Source organism: Phycisphaeraceae bacterium (assembly GCA_019636555.1).
In the GTDB taxonomy this organism is placed as follows: domain Bacteria; phylum Planctomycetota; class Phycisphaerae; order Phycisphaerales; family UBA1924; genus JAFEBO01.
The window spans coordinates 3,677,205-3,696,412 of sequence record JAHBXH010000001.1 but is presented as its reverse complement, the minus strand read 5'-3'; the positions used below and the strand labels follow the sequence as shown (position 1 = coordinate 3,696,412).

Genomic DNA, 19,208 nt, shown 5'->3' with positions numbered 1-19,208 from the left:
AAGACAGAGAGATCAACCGCGCGTGGCCAAGTACAACATCGACGACATCCTCAACGAGCTGGGCATTGAAAAGCCCACCAGGGCGCTTCCCTCCGGAAACACGGAGTGCGCCGCCACGCCGCCCGGTCAGAAGCGAGTGAGTGTTGACGATCTCGGCGGGATGCCGGCTTCGGTGCGTGCCGCAGGGCCGGATGCTCAAGAGATGGCGCTCAGTCCCATTCCTGCAGTGCCCGCCAATCAGCGCGCCTTTGGAGAGCTCTCCAAGACCCGAGACGGCACCGACGAGACTTCGATCGTGCCCAGCCACGACCCGGCCGTCAAACAGAATCTGCCCGCGGCACCGCGCTCGTCCGTGGGCAGCGCGATGTCCGACCTCTACCGCCCGGAAGCGGCTTCGGGTGCTCTGGCACGGGGCGGGGCCGATCTCGCCGAATACCTTCTCAGCCGGGGCCTTGTCCCGCCCGATCGCATGACGGTCGCGCAGGGAGTGTTGAAGCAATCACCCGGCCGTCGCCTCGCCGACATCCTGATCGAGCAGGGAATCGATGAAGTCGTCATCCAGCGCGCCGTCGCCGAGCTCGCGGGCATCCCGTTCGAGCGGATCGACCTTTCCAAGGGGCTCGACGGCGGATTCGATGGGCGGCTCCTGCAGCAGCTCACCCCCGATTTCTGCAAGAAGAACGGTGTGCTCCCGCTCCGGATGGACGGAGGGCGCGTCGTGCTCGGCGTGACTCGCGCGGACGACGTGTTCCTCCTCGACGAGATCAAGGGCAGGCTCCGCGTCGCCGGCATCAAGGTCGTGATGATCACGAGCTTCGACCTGCGCGGCGCGATGGAAATCGTCGGCGCAGGCAGGGAAGAAGCCGCGGTCGACGTTTCCGAGCTGCTCGCCGAGGTGAACGAGGGCGACGTTCAGGTCGAGAAAAAAGAGAGCAACGAAGTCAACCTCGAGAAAGAGGCCGGCGAGTCGCCGGTCATCCGCTACGTCAACTACATCATTCAGACCGCCGTCAAGGAAGGCGCGTCGGACATCCACGTCGAACCCGCGGAAAAGAAGCTCCGAGTGCGCTTCCGGATCGACGGCGAACTCTTCGAGATGATGAACCCGCCGGGCGCGATGTCCGCCGCGATCACCAGCCGCCTGAAGATCATGGCGAACCTCGATATCTCCGAGCGGCGACTTCCCCAGGACGGGCGTATCCGCTGCGTCGTGCAGGGCCGCAAGCTCGACCTGCGTGTCTCGACGCTGCCGACCGGTTACGGCGAAAAAACCGTGATGCGTATCTTGGACACCAAGAGCATCAACGTGGAGCTCGACAATCTCGGCTTCCACACCGACACGCTTGAAGTCTGGCGCAAGATCATCGATTCGCCGCACGGCATCGTGCTCGTCACGGGTCCGACCGGCTCGGGTAAGACCACGACTCTGTACTCGTCGCTGCGCAAGCTCGACAAGAACACCATGAACATCTCGACGGTCGAAGACCCGATCGAGTATCACCTCGATGGCATCACGCAGACGCAGATGCACGAGAAGATCGGGATGAACTTCGCCGCGGCGCTCAAGAGCCTCCTGCGTCAGGACCCCGACGTGATCATGCTGGGCGAAATCCGCGATATGGAAACCGCGCACATCGCGGTGCAGGCGGCGCTCACCGGCCACCTGGTGCTCAGCACGCTCCACACCAACGACGCGCCCTCTTCGATCACGCGCCTGGTCAACATCGGCCTCGAGCCCTTCCTCGTCGGTGCCGCCGTCAACGGCGTGCTCGCGCAGCGGCTCATCCGGCGCCTCTGTACGCATTGCAAGGCTGAGGAAGCGCCGAGCGCCGACATGATCGAGTATCTGTCGATGCAGGGATTGCCGACGGACAAGCTCTGGGCCGCCAAAGGGTGCGAGCGCTGCCGCAACACCGGCTACGCGGGCCGCGTCGGTATCTACGAACTCCTGACGGTGGACGATCAACTCCGCGACGTGATCGCCCGAAACCCCAACGTCTCCGAATTCCGGCGCATGTGCATCGAGCGCGGCATGGTCACGCTCCGCATGGACGGCGTCCGCAAAGTCGCGCAAGGCCTGACGACGATCTCCGAAATCCTGCGCGTGACCGAGGCAAACGCCTAAGGATTCGCCGCGGAAAACCCGCGAACGCAGGTTTCCTCGCGCCGGTCGCGCTCCGTCTACGGTTGACCGTGAGCAGCGCTTCCCGTCCCAAAGTCGCAATCTCGCTCGGCGATCCCGGCGGCATCGGCCCCGAAGTGATCGTCAAGGCTCTCGCCGACTCGGCGCTGAGAAAGCAGGCTCACTTCCGGATCCTCGGCGCACAGGCTCCGCTCGATGCCGCCGCACACTCAGCGGGCATCGAGCCATTCTGGTGGCGCGTCAACGCAAATACTCCCGCCGCGGAAACCGCGGGCGTTCACGATGTCGTCCTTCTCGACTACGAGCCGGGCGGTTCGTCGCATGCGGCGCGAGTGACAAAATCGTCCGGCGAGCTTTCCTTCCGATTCGTGGACGACGCGATCGCGCAATCGAAGTTGCCGCAGTCTCACGCGCTCCACGCCGACGCGATCGTGACCGGTCCGATCAGCAAAGCCGCCTGGGCCGCGGCGGGCCACGGCCAATTTCCAGGCCACACCGAACTTCTCGCGCAGCGCTTCGGCGTCAAGTACTTCGGCATGATGTTTCATGCTTCCAAAGCCCCTTCCCTGAGGGAAGGGGTTGGGGGAAGGGAGGCGGCTTTTCAATGCGTCCAACCCCACGACCTCAACGTCATCCTCGCCACTGCACACGTGCCGCTGATGGATGTCCGAAACGTACTCACGATCGGGCGGGTTTCCGAAACGATCGATCTGGGATCGAGTGCCTGCAAAACGCTCGGCATCGCTCGCCCGCGCATCGCGGTCTGCGGTCTGAACCCGCACGCAGGAGAAGACGGACTACTCGGTGACGAAGATCAGCGGATCATCGAGCCCGCCATCAAGATTGCACGAAACAACGGGATCGATGTCTCGGGGCCCTTCCCCGGCGACACGATCTTCATCGCGGCGCTCCAGGGAAAGTTCGACCTCGTCGTCGCGATGTATCACGACCAGGGCCTGATCCCGGTGAAATTGCTCGCACGCGACCGCGCTGTCAACATGACCGTGGGGCTTCCGGTGATTCGAACCAGCCCGGATCACGGAACCGCGTTCGATATCGCCGGTAAGAATCTCGCCGATCCGGGGAGCATGCGTCGTGCGATCCTGCTCGCGCTCCGGATGCTCGCGGCACGCTGAGCCTCCTTTCCTACCATCCGCCCCGCACCCATGTCGCAAGCCATCGACTCAACCTCTTCCAAGGCTGGTGACGCTCTTCAGCCGGCCGGGCGATCTCCGCTGATGGAGCTGCTCGCGATCGCGATACCAACGGTCGCGACGATGACCAGCTACACGCTGATGACTTTCGTCGACAAGCTGATGGTCAGCCGGATCGGACCCGATCCTGTCTATGTCGGCGCGCAAGGCAACGGGGGAATCACGAGCTGGATCGCCGTGTCGATCGTCTTCGGCACGCTCACCGTCGTCAACACCTACGTCAGCCAGAACTTTGGGGCGGGGAAGCCCGAGCGGGCGCCCGCCTACGCCTGGAACGGCGTCTGGCTCTCGATCATCGCGTGGATTGTTCTCATTCTGCCCTACGCCGCGTTCATTCCCACAATGTTCGACCTCATCCGCGATCGCAGCCTGAGTCCGGACGCGCTCGCCGACGCGGTTCGCCGCGACGAGATGGCTGCTCCGTGTGCGCAGATTCTCCTGGTCGGCTCGATCATTACGATGGCGAGACAGGCGATCGGCCAGTTTTTCTACGGCATGCACAAGCCGTCGATCATGTTGATTGCCGGCGTCGCCGGCAATATCTCCAACTTCATTCTCAATTCGGTCTTCATCTACGGACCGAACGGGCCCGCCGAAGGTACTCAATCCGGCGTCGTTCAATCCATTATCCACGGCTGGTTTGCCGCGGCATCGGGCGTCGCCGATGCGCTGCACATCCCCGCGCTCGGCGTCGTCGGCGCCGCGGTCGGCACGGTCCTCGGCACGGTGGTCGAGTTGCTCGTGCTCCTGGTTGTGTTTCTCTCGCCTCAGTTCCACCGCCGGTTCGCGACGCGCTCCGGTTGGCGCCCGTCGCTGTCGCATTTGAAAGACCTCTTCCGCATCGGCTGGGCGCCCGGCCTCATGTTCGGCAACGAGATGATCTGCTGGGGCGCCTTCATGGTCTATTTCGTCGGGCACTTCGGCGCGCAGCATTCGACCGCCGGATTCATCGCCCACCAGTGGATGAGCCTTTCCTTCATGCCCGCCGTCGGAATTTCAGTCGCTGTCACGGCCGTCGTCGGAAAGTGCATGGGCATGGGCAGGCCCGATCTCGCGGCACAGCGCGCGTGGCTCGCGCTCGGCTTGGCCATGATCTACATGGGCATCTGCGCCGTTTGCTTCATCGTTTTCCGGCACTGGCTCGTCGGCATCTTCATCGACCCCGAGACTTCGCCCGAGGTCGCGGCGGAGGTCCTGCGTCTCGGCTCCGCCTTTTTGATTCTGTGCGCGCTCTTCCAGATCTTTGATGCCATCGCCATGACGCTCTCGGGCGCCCTGCGCGGCGCGGGCGATACCACCTTCGTCGGTGTCGTCACCGTCATCAGCTCCTGGATCGTCATCGTCGGCGGCGGCTGGGTCAGCGTGCGTTACTTCGCCCAGTTCGAGTCCATCGGCCCCTGGGTCGCCGCGGCACTCTACATCATCACGCTCAGTATCTTCATTCTCACGCGCTTCCTCGCCGGGCGCTGGAAGTCGATCAGGCTCGTGCACGACGAGCAGCACCCGGCCCCCGAGCCGCAGGTCACGGCGGGAGCCGTTGCCGACGGCGTTGTGTGACAGCGCTTTATGCTGTGCGCATGAATCCGCTCAAGCTCTACGACTACCTTGTTCGCTCGCGCGAAAAGATGTTCGATGCGGTGCGCCCGTTAACATTCGAGCAATACGGACAGAGGTTCGACTTCGCTCTCGAAACCATCGGCGCGACGATTACGCACATGATGATCTCCGAGTGGTACTACCTCGCGCGCTTCCGCGGGCTGCCGGTGCCGCCGTATTCGCAATGGCCTGTCCAATACGAGAATCCTGCTACGTTCGAAGTCGTGGAGAAGAACTGGCAAGCGCAACAGCGGGAAGTGCGGGGCGTGATCGGATCGGAGCGTGACTGGACTCGCCGCATCGAGTACGACTCGTTCGCCGATGATGCCGGAAAGCGCTGGCACATCGGCGCGACTGCCGGCGACGTGCTGACGCAGCTTGCGCTCCACGAAGTGCATCACCGATCACAACTCATGGTCATGCTGCGCCTGCTCGGCGCTCGGCCCCTGCAGGATATTGACTACAACGAATTGATGTACGAACGCCGTGAAATCACTTGACCGGTTTCGGCGATTTCTTCGCTTCGATCTCTTCCCAGGCGCTCATGACAGCCGGACGCACAACATCAGTCCAGATCGCGTATCCCTTCGCGGTCATGTGCAACCCGTCTTCGCGAAACAGAGTCGGATCGAGTTTGCCTTCGGGGCCGAGCATCGGAGTCGCGATGTCGAGAAAGGTCGCGCCGGGCGTCTTGTTGCAATAGTCGTTGACGATCGAGTTCGCTCGCTCCATCGCCGGCCAGTTGTTCCAGCGCGCCAGGCTCGGCTTGATCGCGATGTAGAACACCCGCACATCGGGGAACACCGCGCGTGCTTTCTTGTCGAAGTCAATGAATCCCTTTGCCGCGCCGGCGAAGTCGTGATTGTCGGTTCCGAGGTCGTTGTCGCCGCAGTAGTAAACGATTGCGCTCGGCTTGTACGGGAGCACGATGCGATCAAACACTTCGATCACGTCGCGCGTCTGCGATCCGCCGAATCCCCGGTTCAGCACCGGCATCGGCTTCATGTCCTCCGCGAGCGATATCCACATCCGGATGCTCGAACTCCCGGTGAATAGCACCTGTCCCCGGGCGGGCGGCGAAGCGCGATCCGCCTCCTCGAACGCACGGATCTCGTTCTCGTACCACGGCGATTGTGTCGCCGCGCTCTGACCGGATTCCGGCGCGCCCGGCTCTGCGGAGTTGCCGCCCATCAGCGCCGCGCCAGCGCCAACGGCCAGAACGAGAATGCAGACTCCGCGGAATCGTAGCGCCATGGAATGCTTCCTTTTCTGCGCGACGAGCCGCGAACCTTTTCAAGGCTCGATTGCTTGTCTTATGGTCCTTCGACGCCGGCGTATTCGTCATCGGTCGGCAGAATCGGTTGACCGTGCATTCCGTGCTGCACGACCTTGAACTGATCGATCAGGAACAGCGGCTTCTCGCACTGCTTCGCGAGCTCTTCGATGCGCTTCTGCATCCCCGCGACCTTCTCGGGATACTGCGACGCGAGATTCTTCGCTTCCGATGGGTCGTCCTTGATGTTGTACAAGTCAACCGACGAGGGGAGCATCGTCCGCCAGATCAACTTCCAGTCACCCTCCCGGATCGCGGCACGGAACGGCTCGATGTTGTAGACGATTTCGTTTCGCGTCGAATTCGAATCCTGCGCGAGCATTCCCCAGGCATCCATCCCGTCGAGCGGCTTGCTCTTCGAGGTCGGAGCGCCCGCGAGCCCCGTCACTGTCGGGAACATATCGACAATGTGGATCAGTCCCTCCCGTGTGCCCGGCGCGATCTTGCCCGGCCAGTTCGCCAGCGCGCACACCCGCGTTCCGCCCTCGAAAAGAGTTCCTTTTCCTTCGCGATACGGCCCGTTGTCGCACGGGATCGTCACCTTCGACATGTCCGCCATGACGCCCGCGAACATGGCGCTGCGCGTGCCGCCGTTGTCGCTGTGAAAAACAATCAGGGTGTTGTCACGAATCCCCGCCTTGTCGAGAGCCGCAACAACTCGGCCCACCTGATCATCGAGGCACGAGACCATGCCCGCGTAGGTCCGGCGGGTCGGGTCCTGAATGTTCGGGAAGCGATCAACATATTCCTTCGGCGCCTGATAGGGCGTGTGGGGCGCGTTGAACGCGAGGTACATGAAAAACGGAGTCGACTTGTTGTGAAGCTCGATGTACCGCACCGCGTCGTCCCCGAGCAGCGTGGTCGTGTATCCCTCTTCGCGCACGGGTTCGTTATCGCGGAACCAGTCGAGCACACCCTTGTCGCCGTGCGTGTAGTAATCGAGCTCGCCGATCATCGCGCCGTACTGATAATCAAACCCGCGCTGCTTCGGCCAGAACTTCTTGTCGGCGTGGCCGAGATGCCACTTGCCGATGATCGCCGTGTCGTAGCCCGCTTCCTTGAGCGCCTGCGGCAACAGCCACTCGTCGAGGTTCAAGCCGTACGTCGAAGTGGAAGGAATAACCGCGGTCTGCAGCCCGTATCGGAACGGGTAGCGCCCGGTCATCAGTGCCGCGCGAGTCGGCGTGCACATCGGCTGCACATAGAACTGATCGAGCCGCGCCCCTCCCGCGGCGAGCGCATCGAGGTTCGGAGTCTTCATGTCCGTCGCGCCATTGAACCCGACATCTTTCCATCCGAGATCGTCCGCCACGATGTACACGATGTTGGGCTTGGTGCCGGACTGGACCCCGTGATTTGCCTGTTCGCCGCGCACATGCGAGACCAGCGAGACGAAGAGTGCCAAGGCCAACAAGATTCGCATCTGAAAATCCCCGGTGACGGCGTGCAAAAGTGCTACCGATCAGAAGGATTGAGGGTGGGGGACTCGATTTCCTTCTTTCAGAGTCGAGGATCCAACGCCTCGGCTCGAAAAAAACTTCCGGAACAGCGGCGATCTGTAAGGATCGCGTTCGGTTTTGCGGTTGACCTCTGTCTCGAGGCTTCTAGTCTCCCCTCGACAAACAACCCGCCGGCACAGTGTCCGGCGGCAGAGGCCCGTTTTTTCGGAGCACGCATGAGCAGCGACCCAATGGACATGGTGATCGGTTCCAGCACCGCAACGCGCGATGCCGCGGCGGCGGACAAGCACGTTCAGGCCGCGAAGCAGGCAACGCAATCGGGCAATCGCGCCGAGGCGATCGCGGAGCTGCGCAAAGCGCTCTCGAACGATCCGAACAACGCCGAAGTGCTGTTCAATCTCGCGTACCAGCTCGACCTCGTCGGCGAAGAAGACGAGGCGCTCTCGCTCTACGAGCGTGCCGCAAACCGTCAGCCCGCGCACATCAACGCACTGATCAATCTCGCCGTGATGTACGAAGACCGGGGCGATCTCATGCGTTCGGAGCGCTGCCTGCGCCAGGTGCTCGACACCAACCCGAATCATCCGCGCGCCCGCATGTACATGAAGGACGTGATGGGCAGCAAGGAGATCATCGTCGAGGACGAGGCCGATCGCGACATCTTCAAGCGTCGTGCTCTTCTTGACACGCCGGTGACCGATTTCGAACTCTCGGTCCGCGCCCGCACCTGCCTCAAGAAGATGAACATCCGCTCGCTCGGCGACCTGCTCAAGATCACCGAGGCGGAATTGCTCAGTTACAAGAACTTCGGCGAGAGCAGCCTGCAGGAAATCAAGGCCATGCTCGTACAGAAGAACCTGCGCCTGGGCCAGGGCCTCGAAGATGCGCATCGTGCCGCGCGGCGCGCTCTGCAGGATCAGTACAAGGGCACGGGCCAGGAGCAGACGCTCGGCAAGCCGGTCACGGATCTCAATCTGTCCGTCCGCGCCCGTAAAGCCCTCCAGCTTCTCAATATCCAGACGCTGGGCGATCTCGCGAGCCACACCGAAGCGGAACTCATGGGCATCAAGAATTTCGGCGCGACCTCGCTCACCGAAATCCGCGATCGCCTCACCGAGTTCGGGCTCGGCCTCCGCAAGCTCGATTCGTAAACAAACCTTTTCGTGTTCACACAGCCCCGAGCGCCGGGGCTTTTTCATGCGCGAGACGTGCGCGACGGTTGTACAGGTTCGACGCGAGCGCACCGATCAGGATCGAAACGACCGCGAGGACCGCTGTGAAAAAAACCCTATTGATCGCCGTCCCGATGTCCGAGCGCCGAATTTCGCGGGCGGTCGGAGCGCCGTTCACGACATCCCACATGTAGACCATCGAACGCGCGTGCTTCAGATCTGAGTCACGAAGCGCAAAGCGCTCTGTTGGGCCGCCGATCGGAAGTCTGCTCAATTTCAGCGCTCGGTCCTGCGTGGTGAAGCGGGACTCGAGCGCACCAACCATCGCCATTGATTCCATGGGTATCGCGGCGGTTACGTCGTCGGGCCGCAGGTATCGCGCGCCCCCAGCGGTTTGAACCGGGATCGGATTCTTGTCCAGCAGCTCCTGTTGCGTGCAGATGATGGCGCGGTCGAGTACCGCCACGCCCTTTCCGTTGGGTGCGTCGAAGAGATCGACATGCGAAGTGCTCGGGAACATCACAAAGCAGAATCCGTCTGGAACCGGGCTTCCATCCTTTGCGTCCCAAACGACGCGCTCAAATGCCGGACGAGGAACCGCCAGCCACAGAACCGTCATCGATGTCACAAAGGCAATGAAACCGACGAGCGCTGAGGTTGCCTTGTGCTTTGCCTGCCCGCTGAAAATCGCCATGTTCGACTGTTTCTTGTTTGCGCGGAGCGGTGGGGCCGCGAATACGTGGGGTCTGCGCCCGCCGCGCCTCAGCCTAACCGGATTGCTTCGCCTGCTCAACTACGGAAGGGTCGCGCTCGTGCGTCTCGTGGAAGCCGAGTCGCGCCGTCGCGTACTTCTCGGGCGATACGTTCAAGTCCGGCGTTTTCCCTTGAACGTGCTGCGCGTGGAGATGCTTCAGAAACGGCACGCACCAGCCGCAACCTGTCCCCGCACTCAAACACTCGCTGATGAGCGACGCAACCGGCGGATTCTCGACCGCCAGGAACGTGCGGATCTTCCGCAGGCTTACGCGAAAGCACAAGCAAACTTCATCGTCCGGATCCACACCCAATCGTATCGCCGGCTACTCGCAACCCGTCCGCGCGGCACGCGCGCCGGTCACGGCAGAAAATTGTCCGGCTCCGCCGGCGCGGGCAAGACCATCGAAATTCCGCCCGCCGTCAGAATGAGCCGACCATCCACCGCGTGCAGTGCCGAGGGCGGTCGCGAAAGAGCCACGGGCTTGGAAGACACCAGCTTCCCGCTCGGTAACGCGAGGATCCGCAGATCGAGCGTCCGATCCGGTTCCTCGTCCGGGATCATCGCCACCTTGTCCGCGCCCAGGGCAAACAACTGCGCCGTCGCTTCGCCCGCCATCACTCCGCTGTCCATGCCGATGAGTTTGCCGTCGCGCTCAAAGACCGCGACGCCGCGTGAGGAAGCAAAGGCGACGCTGCCGTCGGGCAACGCCACGACACCAACAGCTGAATCGGTCTGAATTCTTTCCTTGCTGTCCAGTTCGCCCACCGGCGAGCTTCCGTCTCCGAGCGTGAGCCCGACGATGGCGTGGTCGTCGTTCAGAACGAACGCCCGATCGCCGACAATCCAGCACTCGAGCGATCGGCCGACCGAGGGCTTCTCGTAGCTCCAGAGCACACGTTCGGCCGGAGCATCGATCGCGACCACCCGGTCGTACATCCCCACCAGCACCCGGCCCCCGCCCAGGCTGCGGAGCCAGCGCACCTGCTGGCGATCACCGGGCGAGCGATTCGAAACCTTCGAATCCGGGACGAGTTTGCTCAGAATCGGTCTCAGGTCCTTCGGCGTTCCGCCCTTTCGTGCATCCAGCGCGAACATCGTCATGGCGGGCAACGAGATCGGCCCGGCGCCCACCCCGACTCTCGCATCCGGGCGTTCGGTGCTCGCCCCGCCGACGATCAATGTTCCAGCCGAGATCGCCCCGTCATACACTTGGATCGAAGGAATTCGCGTCGACCACAACGGCTTTCCGCTTTCGAGATCGATGCTCACGATCCGGCCGACTCGTTCAATCAGGATGAGCGTGCCCGCATCCATCGCGACAAGCAGGTCGCCCGGGCTGACCGAACCATCCAGCGGCGTTACAAACGGCGCCGCGTCGTCCGGAAGGCGAAGCTCGATCTCGTCGAGCATGCCGGCAACCTCGCGCGAAAGCCACGCGCTGGTTCCATCGTTGCGGATTCGTTCGATCACGCCTCCGGCCCGATCGGGGCGCGATTCCGCCGGCCAGTAGAGATACGTCGCCGACTGATCGATCCGGATCACCCGCGGCTGCCTCTGCTCGTAGTTTCGAACCCAGCGCGGCTCGAGCCGGCCGTCTGTCAGCGAAGTCACAAAGAGCCCGACCTGCTTGCGCCCCGGCGAGGTCATCACCACGCGATCGGTCGGTCGGCCGGGGCCTTCGGTGATCTTGGGCTCCGCAACCAGCCATCCGACGAGCGACTGAACGTCGGGTTGGACTCGGTCGCCAAACCGCGCCCGTCGGTTGCCACTCAACAGCCGATCGCTCGCGACCGACGGCACCGCGATCGGCCCGCCGCTGAAGATTCTCGACGCCTCGTTCGCCACGCGAACCGCCTCCGACGCCCGGTCGAGCGCTGCGAGAGTCTCTACAAGCCGGGTCGCGACATGCCGGCCCTCTGCCGCCAACTCCGGGGCGCGTGAACTCTGCGAATACTCAAGCGCTCGCATCGCCAGCGCGAGAGCGCGTGCCGCGGCAGGACGTCGGTTGTTCTTTGTATATGCCTCGGCGAGTCTCGACCACGCGCTCGCAGCCGCAGGCGCCGCGGGATACCGCCTCGCGAGCGCAACAAGCTCCGCCGGGCTCGCCTGCTCCCCTAATTCCTCGAGTTCGCGCGCGGCCTGCGCAGCGAACGCCGCATAGATATCCGGCCCCTGGCGCTTCACCAGCGCCAGCAGGCGATCGGTCGCCATCTCCGATGCACGCACCGGCACACCGAACTCTCCGGCGACCGTCGATCCGCCGAGTGAATCATCCGAGAGGATTCTCGTGTACGCCTCAAGGCTTGATGCCGGAGCACCCTTCGCTTCGCCGAGCCAGCCGAGCGTCAGCTCGTACTCCGCGAGTTCCGCCGGCGATTCCGCTCCGCGCGCAAACCGCAGCGCCAGCTCGCTGAGCACTTGAACCGAGGGTGCCGCAATCGGTCCGCCGCTCGCACGCTGATCGGCCGCCGGGTCCCATCTCTGCTTGCCCGCGGCAAACATATTCCTGAGCGAATCGATCAGCCTGCGCCGCGCCGCCTGCGCCGCCGTCGAATCCGGCAACCGATCGCGGATCTCGAGCACACGATCCACCGCCGGAACGATGCTCGGGTATTTCTGTGCGCGGAACGCGAGATTCATCATCGACAGCGCTGGCGACGGATCGTCGGGAGTCGCCGCCAGCCTCTTGCTCAGGATCGCCTCGGCGGTTTCCCACTTCAAAAAGGCGTGCAGCTCGCCGGAATCCGCGACCAGCAACCCGTCGCCGAGCGCGATGATGTTCCCGGTCTTCGTGATCGGATGCGAGGCCGCTTGCTTGAGGTCCGCCGCGTCGAAGACGAGCAGCCGATCTTCGAGCGGGACCAAGAGCTGTCCACCCGAGAGCGCCGCCATGCGCCCGACCATGGCCGGCTCGCGGAACGACGGGCTCACCACAGGATTCGACTTTTCGAAACCGGAAAGCGGCAACGAAATCACTCGATCCGCCGTCACCACGATGAGCCGATCCTTGACGCGCATCAGGTACGAAGGCAGCGTGGTCGCGTCGCCAAGGTCGTCGGCGTTGCGGCGTCCGAGCATGGTTCCGTCCACAGCAGAAAGCCTCACGATGGCGGAGGCATCCGGGGTGAGCGTGATCAAAGAGGTCCCGTCAAGCACCGGCTCCGAGCCCGCCCAAGGCTGGTTGCTCGCCTGCAGCGAGAGCACCGAAAACGTCCGCAGATCGCCGGGCGGATTCATTCGACGCACCCACACGACCCGGCCGCTCGCAGCCTCGACCGCCGCCACGATTCCCAGTCCGTCGGCGCGATACACAATCCCGTCCGCCGCAACGCATCGCTCCGCGGCACGCGGCGCACGATTGAACGGCATGACGCCCACGCTGCACAGAGGCCTCACCCACCGAAGCTTTCCCGTCCAAATGTCAAGCCCCGCCAGCACGGCGCCCGAGACGCGCCGCACCGACGAATTCCGGCGCATCGGAACGATCAGCACGCCCTCGCTCACGACCGGTTCGCCGCGGACCGAGCAGCCTTCGAGCCTGCGATCCAGCGTCGCGGGGTCGACCGACCACAGAACTCTTCCGGTTCGAATGTCGAACGCGATCAGGCGTCGATCGCCTTCGCGTCCGGTCTCGGTCACGTAGCCCATCGAAGCGACACCGACCGGCCCGCTCACGATCACCCACGCGCTCTCCTCGAGCCTCGAAAGAGGCGGACCCTGGCGCGATGAATCCCTCCGAAAATCGGATCGGGCCGACGGCGCGGGCCGGATCGACCACACCGGGCTCAGCGTGAAGCGGTCGAGCCCGCTGATCTCGGCGCCGTTGTTGACGATGACGAGATCGTCCACAACCACGGGCATCATCCACGCCCGCGATGCCGACTGCCGCGCTATTTCGAAGACCTGAACATCATCTTCGTCCTCTTCGCCGTCGCGCGACGCGCGCCGTGCCAGCACACTCGAGACGAGCGCGGCTTCGGGCAGCGAATCCCACTCGGGGGCTTTGCCCCCCACGCGCGGGCTGGCGAACTCGGTGTCCAGCCCGGCCGGAAGGTCGATCGGGTCACCGACTCCGCCTCCCGCCCCCGCCTCGCGAAGCCACCGATCCGCCCAATGCCTGACGTCTTCGCGCGGCAGATAGCGCGACACCTTCGCGGCAAGGGCCGCGGCATCCCGCCCGCCCTTGCCCGACCGATCCGGGTGGTGCTCGAGTTGCTCGAGCGTCAGCCGAGCCGCCTCAAATTGCGCGGCTTCGAAATTCGTTTGCGCCACCCGAAGAGCCGCTTCGAATCCCGCGGCAGTCAGCAGCCGCGCCCTCTCGACCTCGGCAAACTTGCCCTCCTCCAACAGCTTGTCCGCGCGCGGGCCTTCGGTCGCGCGATACCGCTCCAAAAGGGCGGGCCTCGAGAGCAGCAGCTTGTGTATGTGTTCGCGCACGCTGAAAAAGACGTCCCCGTCATCCTTCGATTCGAGAACCTTGTCGCCCTCTCCATCCAGCAGCGCCTGGATGACGCGTGACGACTCGGCGAGATTCCCGGTGCCGAGCAGATCGTCCACGCGGGAAAGTGTCTCGCGCGCCTGGACCGAATCATCCGGATAGACGGGTGCCACCTGGGCCACGACCGGGGCGCTGACGCCGACGAGAAGCACAAACGCGAAGAGCCAGGCTCTCACGCTTCGCTTCACCTCGACTTCGAATCGCCCCCACATGGATGGACTCCGGGTCAAACGTTCACCGGCGGGCAATGGTCCCAAAACCGTTCGGTCCGGCGTCCCACACTCCGAAAGCAACGGAACGCCAGTCCTCCCAGACACCATGTTCGGTCCAGTCTGTTCCACGGTTTGTGAAGTCTACGGGTCAGTCATCAGATAGCGCTTCAGTAAGCGTTATCAACGGTCGATTCCGCACGACCGATGGCTCGGATTCAGGTCGCCGGTGAAATCCAGTTTCCCGGCGACGCACATGACCCGTCCTCGCGCTCCGCGGTCACGCCAGCGACCGTGGGAGCGGCATCGATTTCCCAGGTTCCGACGTCTTACCGCCACCGACCGCTCTCGTGGCGGGATTCCCGCTTCGCGTGCATTCTTCTTGCGATCCTCGCCATGAGCCTGGCGGATCTCTCGATGACCCTTATCCACGCCACCTCGATCGGAATGCAGGAAGAAAACCCGATCGCCCGGTTGCTCATGCGCTACGGTGGCATCTGTTCGATCTGCGTCTGGAAGGCCGGTACTGTCGCCATCGGCGTGTTCATCCTGTGGCGTATCCGCCATCACCGCTGCTCCGAAGTCGGCGCCTGGCTCTGCTTCTCGATTCTCGCCGCGCTCTGCTTCCACTGGGCCAGCTACAACGCGCAACTCTCTTCTCTCACCAACGAGGTTCTCTCGCTCGACAAATCGACGCACACGAGCGAGTGGGTCGTCATGCACCCCGAAGCGGTGCGCTGAACGCGGGGATGATCTGCCGCGGCAGAATCCCACCGTTCCTGGCTCGCGACCGATCGCAAGAACCCGATTCATTCACTAGACTCGGGGCATGTTCAAGCCCGCGCTCGCATTGATCGCCCTTCTCCCGCTCCTCGGCTGCAGCGGCGTCGCGACTCCCAAGCTCTCGATCGTGGACGTGCGCCAGGATGAACACGAGCCCTCCGGCCGACGCATGATGGTCGTCGTCAAAGCCGAGAATCTTTCCGATGAACAACTGCCGCTCCGCGACGCAACGTACGTCGTGCGACTGGACGGCAAGGAAGTTTTCAACGGCCAACGCTCCCCGGAGAGCACGCTGCGCAAGTGGGGGGTGCAGGAACTCCACTTCCCGGTCGCGCTCCCGGCCGATCGCTGGCCGACGACGGACGTGCCGGTTCGATACGACATCTCGGGCTCGCTCGTCTATCTTCCGCCCGGCAAGCTCAACGAGATCCTCTACGACTACCACCTGCTCCGCCCGACCGCCTCGTTCTCCGGTACCGGCCAGGTCAGCCTCCACGCGCCCTCGCAGCCTGTGTCGAGCGCGGTTCCCGATCAGCCCGCCACCGGCGGGTAATTCTCAAAGCACGCGCACGGGATCGACATCGTTCATCGCACACGACACTCGCACGCCGGGCAGTGCCTTCTCCAGCCGCGCCGCCAGCCGCGCCAGATACCCGCGCTCCGTGCTCGTGTGCTCTCCGAGAATGAGCCCGACGCCCGCGTCGAGCGCGCTCATCACCTCGTGGTGTTTCATTTCCCCCGTCACAAAGACTTCGCACCCGTCCTTCGTCGCCGCCGCAACCAGTTCCGCACCCGCTCCCGGGCAAACACCGATTACGCTCACCGGCTTGTTGATGTCGGCACACGCAACCCGAACATTTTCGCGGGCGATGTGCTTCTTCAGCCTCGCCGCCAGCTCCGAAATCGGAATCGGGCGATCCAGCACGAGCCGTCGCCCGGCCCCCACGCGCCGCGCCGGCTTGGGCATCAGTTCATAAACATCGAGCGCCGGCTCCTCATACGGATGAAACTGTTCGAGCGTCTGGATCGCGAGCGCCAGCGCCGCCTTCGAGCACACCATCTCGAGCCGTACCTCGCGGACGCTCTCGAGACTCCCGGCTTTTCCGGCCGCCGGTGCCGCGCCCGCGCCGCCCAAAAACGTCCCGTTTCCCTCGAGCGAAAACGAACACACCGAGTAGTCGCCGATGAGCCCGGCCCCGGCGGTCGCCAGCGCCGAGCGGATCCTGTCCACCTCCGCCGACGGAACAAACGTCACGATCTTCACCTGCTGCGTCTCTTCGATCCGCGCGTGCGACTTCAAAGCGCGGCAGTCGCCCAGAATCTTCCCTTCGCTCCCGCCCGACAACCCCCCACCCGACAATCCTTCGCACAGCCAATCCGTCATCCCGCCCTCCACCGCATCCAGCGCCGTGTGAGGCGAATAGATCGCGATCCCCCGCTCGATCGCCCGCAGAATCACGCGCTGCTTCGCCGAGGTATCGGTCACGCGCGCGAGCGCCTCCCAGATTGGCGGGTGATACGCGATGATCAGGCCGACACCCGCTTCCTCCGCCTCGTACATCACGCGCTCGGTCAGATCGATCGTGAGAAGAATTCCTCCCCGCAGCGACGCCTCGCCGCGCCCGACGTGCAACCCCACGCGGTCCCACGCCTCGGCGTATTCCAGCGGCGCGATCCGCTCCATCGCCTTGACCGCATCTTGAACCCGCATAGCGCTCCTTGTCTTTGGATCTCGATCAAACCCCGAGGAGTACATACTACGAGTCGTTCGCCCGACGCCGGACTTAGCATCTCCCGTGTCCAAAACGCTCGTCATTCCCGCGCTCGCCAAGCTCAATCTCGCGCTCGCCGTCGCGCCGCCCGAGCAAGACGCGCTCCCCGATGGCAAACCCAACCTCCGCGCCGGCTGGCATCGCATCAGTTCCATCTTCACTTGCATCACCCTCGCCGATGAACTCGCGCTGACACCGCTCCCCGCCGGCCCCTCGCGCTTTTCGATCCGCTGGGCGCCCGACGCTCCGGCTCCCAGCCCGATCGACTGGCCCATCGAAAAAGACCTCGCTTTCCGCGCTCACGCGCTCCTCGAAGCCCACATCGGTCGTCCGCTCCCCGTCGAAGTCGTGCTCACAAAGCGCATCCCCGTCGGTGGCGGCATGGGCGGCGGCTCTTCCAACGCCGCCGCCATGCTCCTCGGCCTCGCATCGCTTTTCGAAATCGACCCCACAGCGCTCCCCGCGCTCGGCGCTCGGCTCGGATCCGATGTCCCGTTTTTTCTCGATCTCGAGCGCCCGCCCCGAGAAGCCGCGCGGCCGGCGCTCGTTCAAGGCTTTGGCGAACGCATCGAGCGCCGATCCGCTTTCTCGTCCTCCGTCGTCCTCATCTGCCCGCGCCTGCCGTGCCCGACCCCCGCGGTTTACCGCGCCTTCGACCGGCAACTTCGCGAGATGCACGCGTTCCGCTTCCGCGAAACCGAAATCCGCTCCATCTTCGACTCCGGCCAATCGCTCGACTCGCGCGCACTCTTCAATGATCTCGCCGCACCCGCCTTCGAAGTCGCTCCCGCCTTGCGCGATCTTCACGCCCGCGCTTCACAAGTGCACACTCCCGTTCACGTCACCGGCAGCGGCAGCACGCTCTTCGCGCTGGCGGATTCCAAAGATGCGCCGAGCCTGACCGAATCCCTCCGCAGACAGCTTTCCGCCGAATCCGCCGTATTGACCGCGTCGCTCATTTGACGATCGAGCGCGCCCGCCGTGCCCGAGCTCGCTCAGAACACGGCCGATTCCGCCATTTGTTCCGTCGTCCTTCATTCCGTCCTCACCCCCGCCGATACACTCAATTGCCCTCCTTGAGCTAGCCATGGCGAAAAACGGAAAATCCGGCTACTACATCGGGATCGACCTCGGCGGCACAAACATGCAGGTCGGCGTCGTCTCTTCCGATCTGAAGCTGCTCTCGCAGGCCAAGAAGAAGACCAAGGCCGAAGACGGCATCGACGGCGTCATGAGCCGCATCGTCGAAGGCGTGGTCGAAGCCTGCTCCGAAGCCAAGGTCAAGCTCACCGATCTCGAAGCTATCGGCCTCGCCGCGCCCGGCGCCGTCGATCCTTCCGAAGGCGTCGTTCTCGCCGCCGACAATCTCCGTTGGTCCAACGCGCCCGCCGCGCAGATCCTCCAGAAGCGCACCGGCGTCAAGACCTATCTCGACAACGATGTCAACGCCGCCGTCTGGGGAGAGAACAAACTCGGCGCCGGCAAAAACTCCAAGAACCTCCTCGGCGTCTGGCTCGGCACCGGCATCGGCGGCGGACTCATTTTCAACGGCGAGCTCTACTACGGCCCCTTCTTCACCGCCGGCGAGATCGGCCACATGATCTCGCTCCCCTTCAATCCGCCCGGTGAGCGCTCGCTCGAACACAACTGCTCGCGCACCGCCGTCGTCAATCGCCTCGTCAAGCTCATCAAGGCCAACCGCAAGAGCAAGCTCGTCGATCTCGCCGAGGGCGATCTCGACAAGATCAAGTCCAAGCTCGTCGCCAAGGCATACGAAGACAAGGACGAACTCACGGTCGAAGTGCTCGATTCCGCCGCGGAATTGCTCGGCATCACGCTCGCCGGGGTGACGACTCTCCTCTCGCTCGATCGCATCGTGCTCGGGGGCGGCCTCACGGAAGCGATGGGAAATCCCTGGGTCAATCTCGTCGAGCAGCACACCCGCAGGTTCGCCTTCCCCGATCGCTGCAAACAGGTGAAAGTCGTCGCGAGCACGCTCGAAGACCGCGCCGGTCTCATGGGCGCCGCGATGATCGCGATGCAGCGCCACGAGAAATAGCAGCGCACGTTGCCCGAACGCTACAGTCCTCCGATGCCGACTGCCGCCCCGGTGCGCCGATCGAACACGCCCGCTCGATTGAAACCGGGTACACCCGCATCAGTCGCGATCCCCCATTTGGTCGATCGCCACGGCCCCAAGCTCTTTGCGCTCGCCTCCCGGCTCTGCGGCAATCCCGCCGACGCCGAAGACATGGTGCAGGACGTCTTTCT

General features: G+C 63.8%; 15 protein-coding genes. 9 read left to right on the top strand and 6 right to left on the bottom strand.

What is annotated here, in order from left to right:
- Window positions 1-22 precede the first annotated feature (22 nt).
- The 4 genes from tadA (at window position 23) to KF691_15870 (ending at window position 5,453) form a co-directional block, all read left to right on the top strand.
- Window positions 23-2,125 carry a Flp pilus assembly complex ATPase component TadA gene (gene tadA / locus KF691_15885; GenBank protein ID MBX3390930.1) on the top strand — a complete coding sequence of 701 codons (2,103 nt, stop codon included), beginning with the start codon at window positions 23-25 and terminating at the stop codon, window positions 2,123-2,125.
- A 68-nt stretch (window positions 2,126-2,193) separates the two neighbouring features.
- Window positions 2,194-3,279: a 4-hydroxythreonine-4-phosphate dehydrogenase PdxA gene (gene pdxA / locus KF691_15880; protein MBX3390929.1), complete on the top strand. Its 1,086-nt coding sequence runs from the start codon at window positions 2,194-2,196 to the stop codon at window positions 3,277-3,279.
- Window positions 3,280-3,309: 30 nt separating this feature from the next.
- The gene (locus KF691_15875; protein ID MBX3390928.1) at window positions 3,310-4,914 is read left to right on the top strand and encodes an MATE family efflux transporter; all 1,605 of its coding nucleotides are present in this window, start codon (window positions 3,310-3,312) and stop codon (window positions 4,912-4,914) included.
- Window positions 4,915-4,934: 20 nt separating this feature from the next.
- The gene (locus tag KF691_15870; GenBank protein ID MBX3390927.1) at window positions 4,935-5,453 is read left to right on the top strand and encodes a DinB family protein; all 519 of its coding nucleotides are present in this window, start codon (window positions 4,935-4,937) and stop codon (window positions 5,451-5,453) included.
- Here KF691_15870 and KF691_15865 read toward each other — a convergent pair.
- Window positions 5,446-6,207 carry a hypothetical protein gene (locus KF691_15865; protein MBX3390926.1) on the bottom strand — a complete coding sequence of 254 codons (762 nt, stop codon included), beginning with the start codon at window positions 6,205-6,207 and terminating at the stop codon, window positions 5,446-5,448. The two genes, KF691_15870 and KF691_15865, sit on opposite strands and share 8 nt — an antisense overlap.
- 59 nt (window positions 6,208-6,266) lie before the next feature.
- Window positions 6,267-7,709: an arylsulfatase gene (locus KF691_15860; GenBank protein ID MBX3390925.1), complete on the bottom strand. Its 1,443-nt coding sequence runs from the start codon at window positions 7,707-7,709 to the stop codon at window positions 6,267-6,269.
- A 252-nt stretch (window positions 7,710-7,961) separates the two neighbouring features.
- Between KF691_15860 and KF691_15855 the strand changes: the two genes are divergently transcribed.
- On the top strand, window positions 7,962-8,897 hold the full coding sequence (locus tag KF691_15855; GenBank protein ID MBX3390924.1) for a tetratricopeptide repeat protein: 936 nt from the start codon (window positions 7,962-7,964) through the stop codon (window positions 8,895-8,897).
- Between the two features lie 16 nt (window positions 8,898-8,913).
- Here KF691_15855 and KF691_15850 read toward each other — a convergent pair whose 3' ends face one another.
- From KF691_15850 to KF691_15840, 3 genes are all read right to left on the bottom strand, one after another.
- A complete protein-coding gene (locus KF691_15850; GenBank protein MBX3390923.1) occupies window positions 8,914-9,612 on the bottom strand; it encodes a hypothetical protein in 699 nt (232 codons plus the stop codon).
- Between the two features lie 73 nt (window positions 9,613-9,685).
- Window positions 9,686-9,979: a hypothetical protein gene (locus KF691_15845; protein ID MBX3390922.1), complete on the bottom strand. Its 294-nt coding sequence runs from the start codon at window positions 9,977-9,979 to the stop codon at window positions 9,686-9,688.
- Between the two features lie 53 nt (window positions 9,980-10,032).
- Window positions 10,033-14,385, bottom strand: coding sequence for a PQQ-binding-like beta-propeller repeat protein (locus KF691_15840; protein ID MBX3390921.1), 4,353 nt, complete (start codon window positions 14,383-14,385; stop codon window positions 10,033-10,035).
- Window positions 14,386-14,589: 204 nt separating this feature from the next.
- Between KF691_15840 and KF691_15835 the strand changes: the two genes are divergently transcribed.
- On the top strand, window positions 14,590-15,123 hold the full coding sequence (locus KF691_15835) for a hypothetical protein (GenBank protein ID MBX3390920.1): 534 nt from the start codon (window positions 14,590-14,592) through the stop codon (window positions 15,121-15,123).
- An 88-nt stretch (window positions 15,124-15,211) separates the two neighbouring features.
- A complete protein-coding gene (locus KF691_15830; GenBank protein ID MBX3390919.1) occupies window positions 15,212-15,718 on the top strand; it encodes a hypothetical protein in 507 nt (168 codons plus the stop codon).
- A 3-nt stretch (window positions 15,719-15,721) separates the two neighbouring features.
- On the opposite strand, the gene KF691_15825 is transcribed toward KF691_15830, so the two are convergent.
- Window positions 15,722-16,876 carry a Nif3-like dinuclear metal center hexameric protein gene (locus KF691_15825; GenBank protein MBX3390918.1) on the bottom strand — a complete coding sequence of 385 codons (1,155 nt, stop codon included), beginning with the start codon at window positions 16,874-16,876 and terminating at the stop codon, window positions 15,722-15,724.
- Window positions 16,877-16,961: 85 nt separating this feature from the next.
- Between KF691_15825 and KF691_15820 the strand changes: the two genes are divergently transcribed.
- Together KF691_15820 and KF691_15815 are read left to right on the top strand one after the other, a co-directional pair.
- Window positions 16,962-17,900 carry a hypothetical protein gene (locus tag KF691_15820; GenBank protein ID MBX3390917.1) on the top strand — a complete coding sequence of 313 codons (939 nt, stop codon included), beginning with the start codon at window positions 16,962-16,964 and terminating at the stop codon, window positions 17,898-17,900.
- Window positions 17,901-18,024: 124 nt separating this feature from the next.
- Entirely contained in the window at window positions 18,025-18,996 is a 972-nt protein-coding gene (locus KF691_15815) for an ROK family protein (protein ID MBX3390916.1), read from the top strand.
- The last annotated feature ends 212 nt before the right edge of the window (window positions 18,997-19,208 follow it).

Coding starts and splice junctions, on each gene's coding strand:
- KF691_15875 (MBX3390928.1), top strand. CDS start 3,310: ATGTCGCAAGCCATCGACTCAACCTCTTCCAAGGCTGGTGACGCTCTT.
- KF691_15870 (MBX3390927.1), top strand. CDS start 4,935: ATGAATCCGCTCAAGCTCTACGACTACCTTGTTCGCTCGCGCGAAAAG.
- KF691_15865 (MBX3390926.1), bottom strand. CDS start 6,207: ATGGCGCTACGATTCCGCGGAGTCTGCATTCTCGTTCTGGCCGTTGGC.
- KF691_15860 (MBX3390925.1), bottom strand. CDS start 7,709: ATGCGAATCTTGTTGGCCTTGGCACTCTTCGTCTCGCTGGTCTCGCAT.
- KF691_15855 (MBX3390924.1), top strand. CDS start 7,962: ATGAGCAGCGACCCAATGGACATGGTGATCGGTTCCAGCACCGCAACG.
- KF691_15850 (MBX3390923.1), bottom strand. CDS start 9,612: ATGGCGATTTTCAGCGGGCAGGCAAAGCACAAGGCAACCTCAGCGCTC.
- KF691_15840 (MBX3390921.1), bottom strand. CDS start 14,385: ATGTGGGGGCGATTCGAAGTCGAGGTGAAGCGAAGCGTGAGAGCCTGG.
- KF691_15835 (MBX3390920.1), top strand. CDS start 14,590: ATGGCTCGGATTCAGGTCGCCGGTGAAATCCAGTTTCCCGGCGACGCA.
- KF691_15830 (MBX3390919.1), top strand. CDS start 15,212: ATGTTCAAGCCCGCGCTCGCATTGATCGCCCTTCTCCCGCTCCTCGGC.
- KF691_15825 (MBX3390918.1), bottom strand. CDS start 16,876: ATGCGGGTTCAAGATGCGGTCAAGGCGATGGAGCGGATCGCGCCGCTG.
- KF691_15815 (MBX3390916.1), top strand. CDS start 18,025: ATGGCGAAAAACGGAAAATCCGGCTACTACATCGGGATCGACCTCGGC.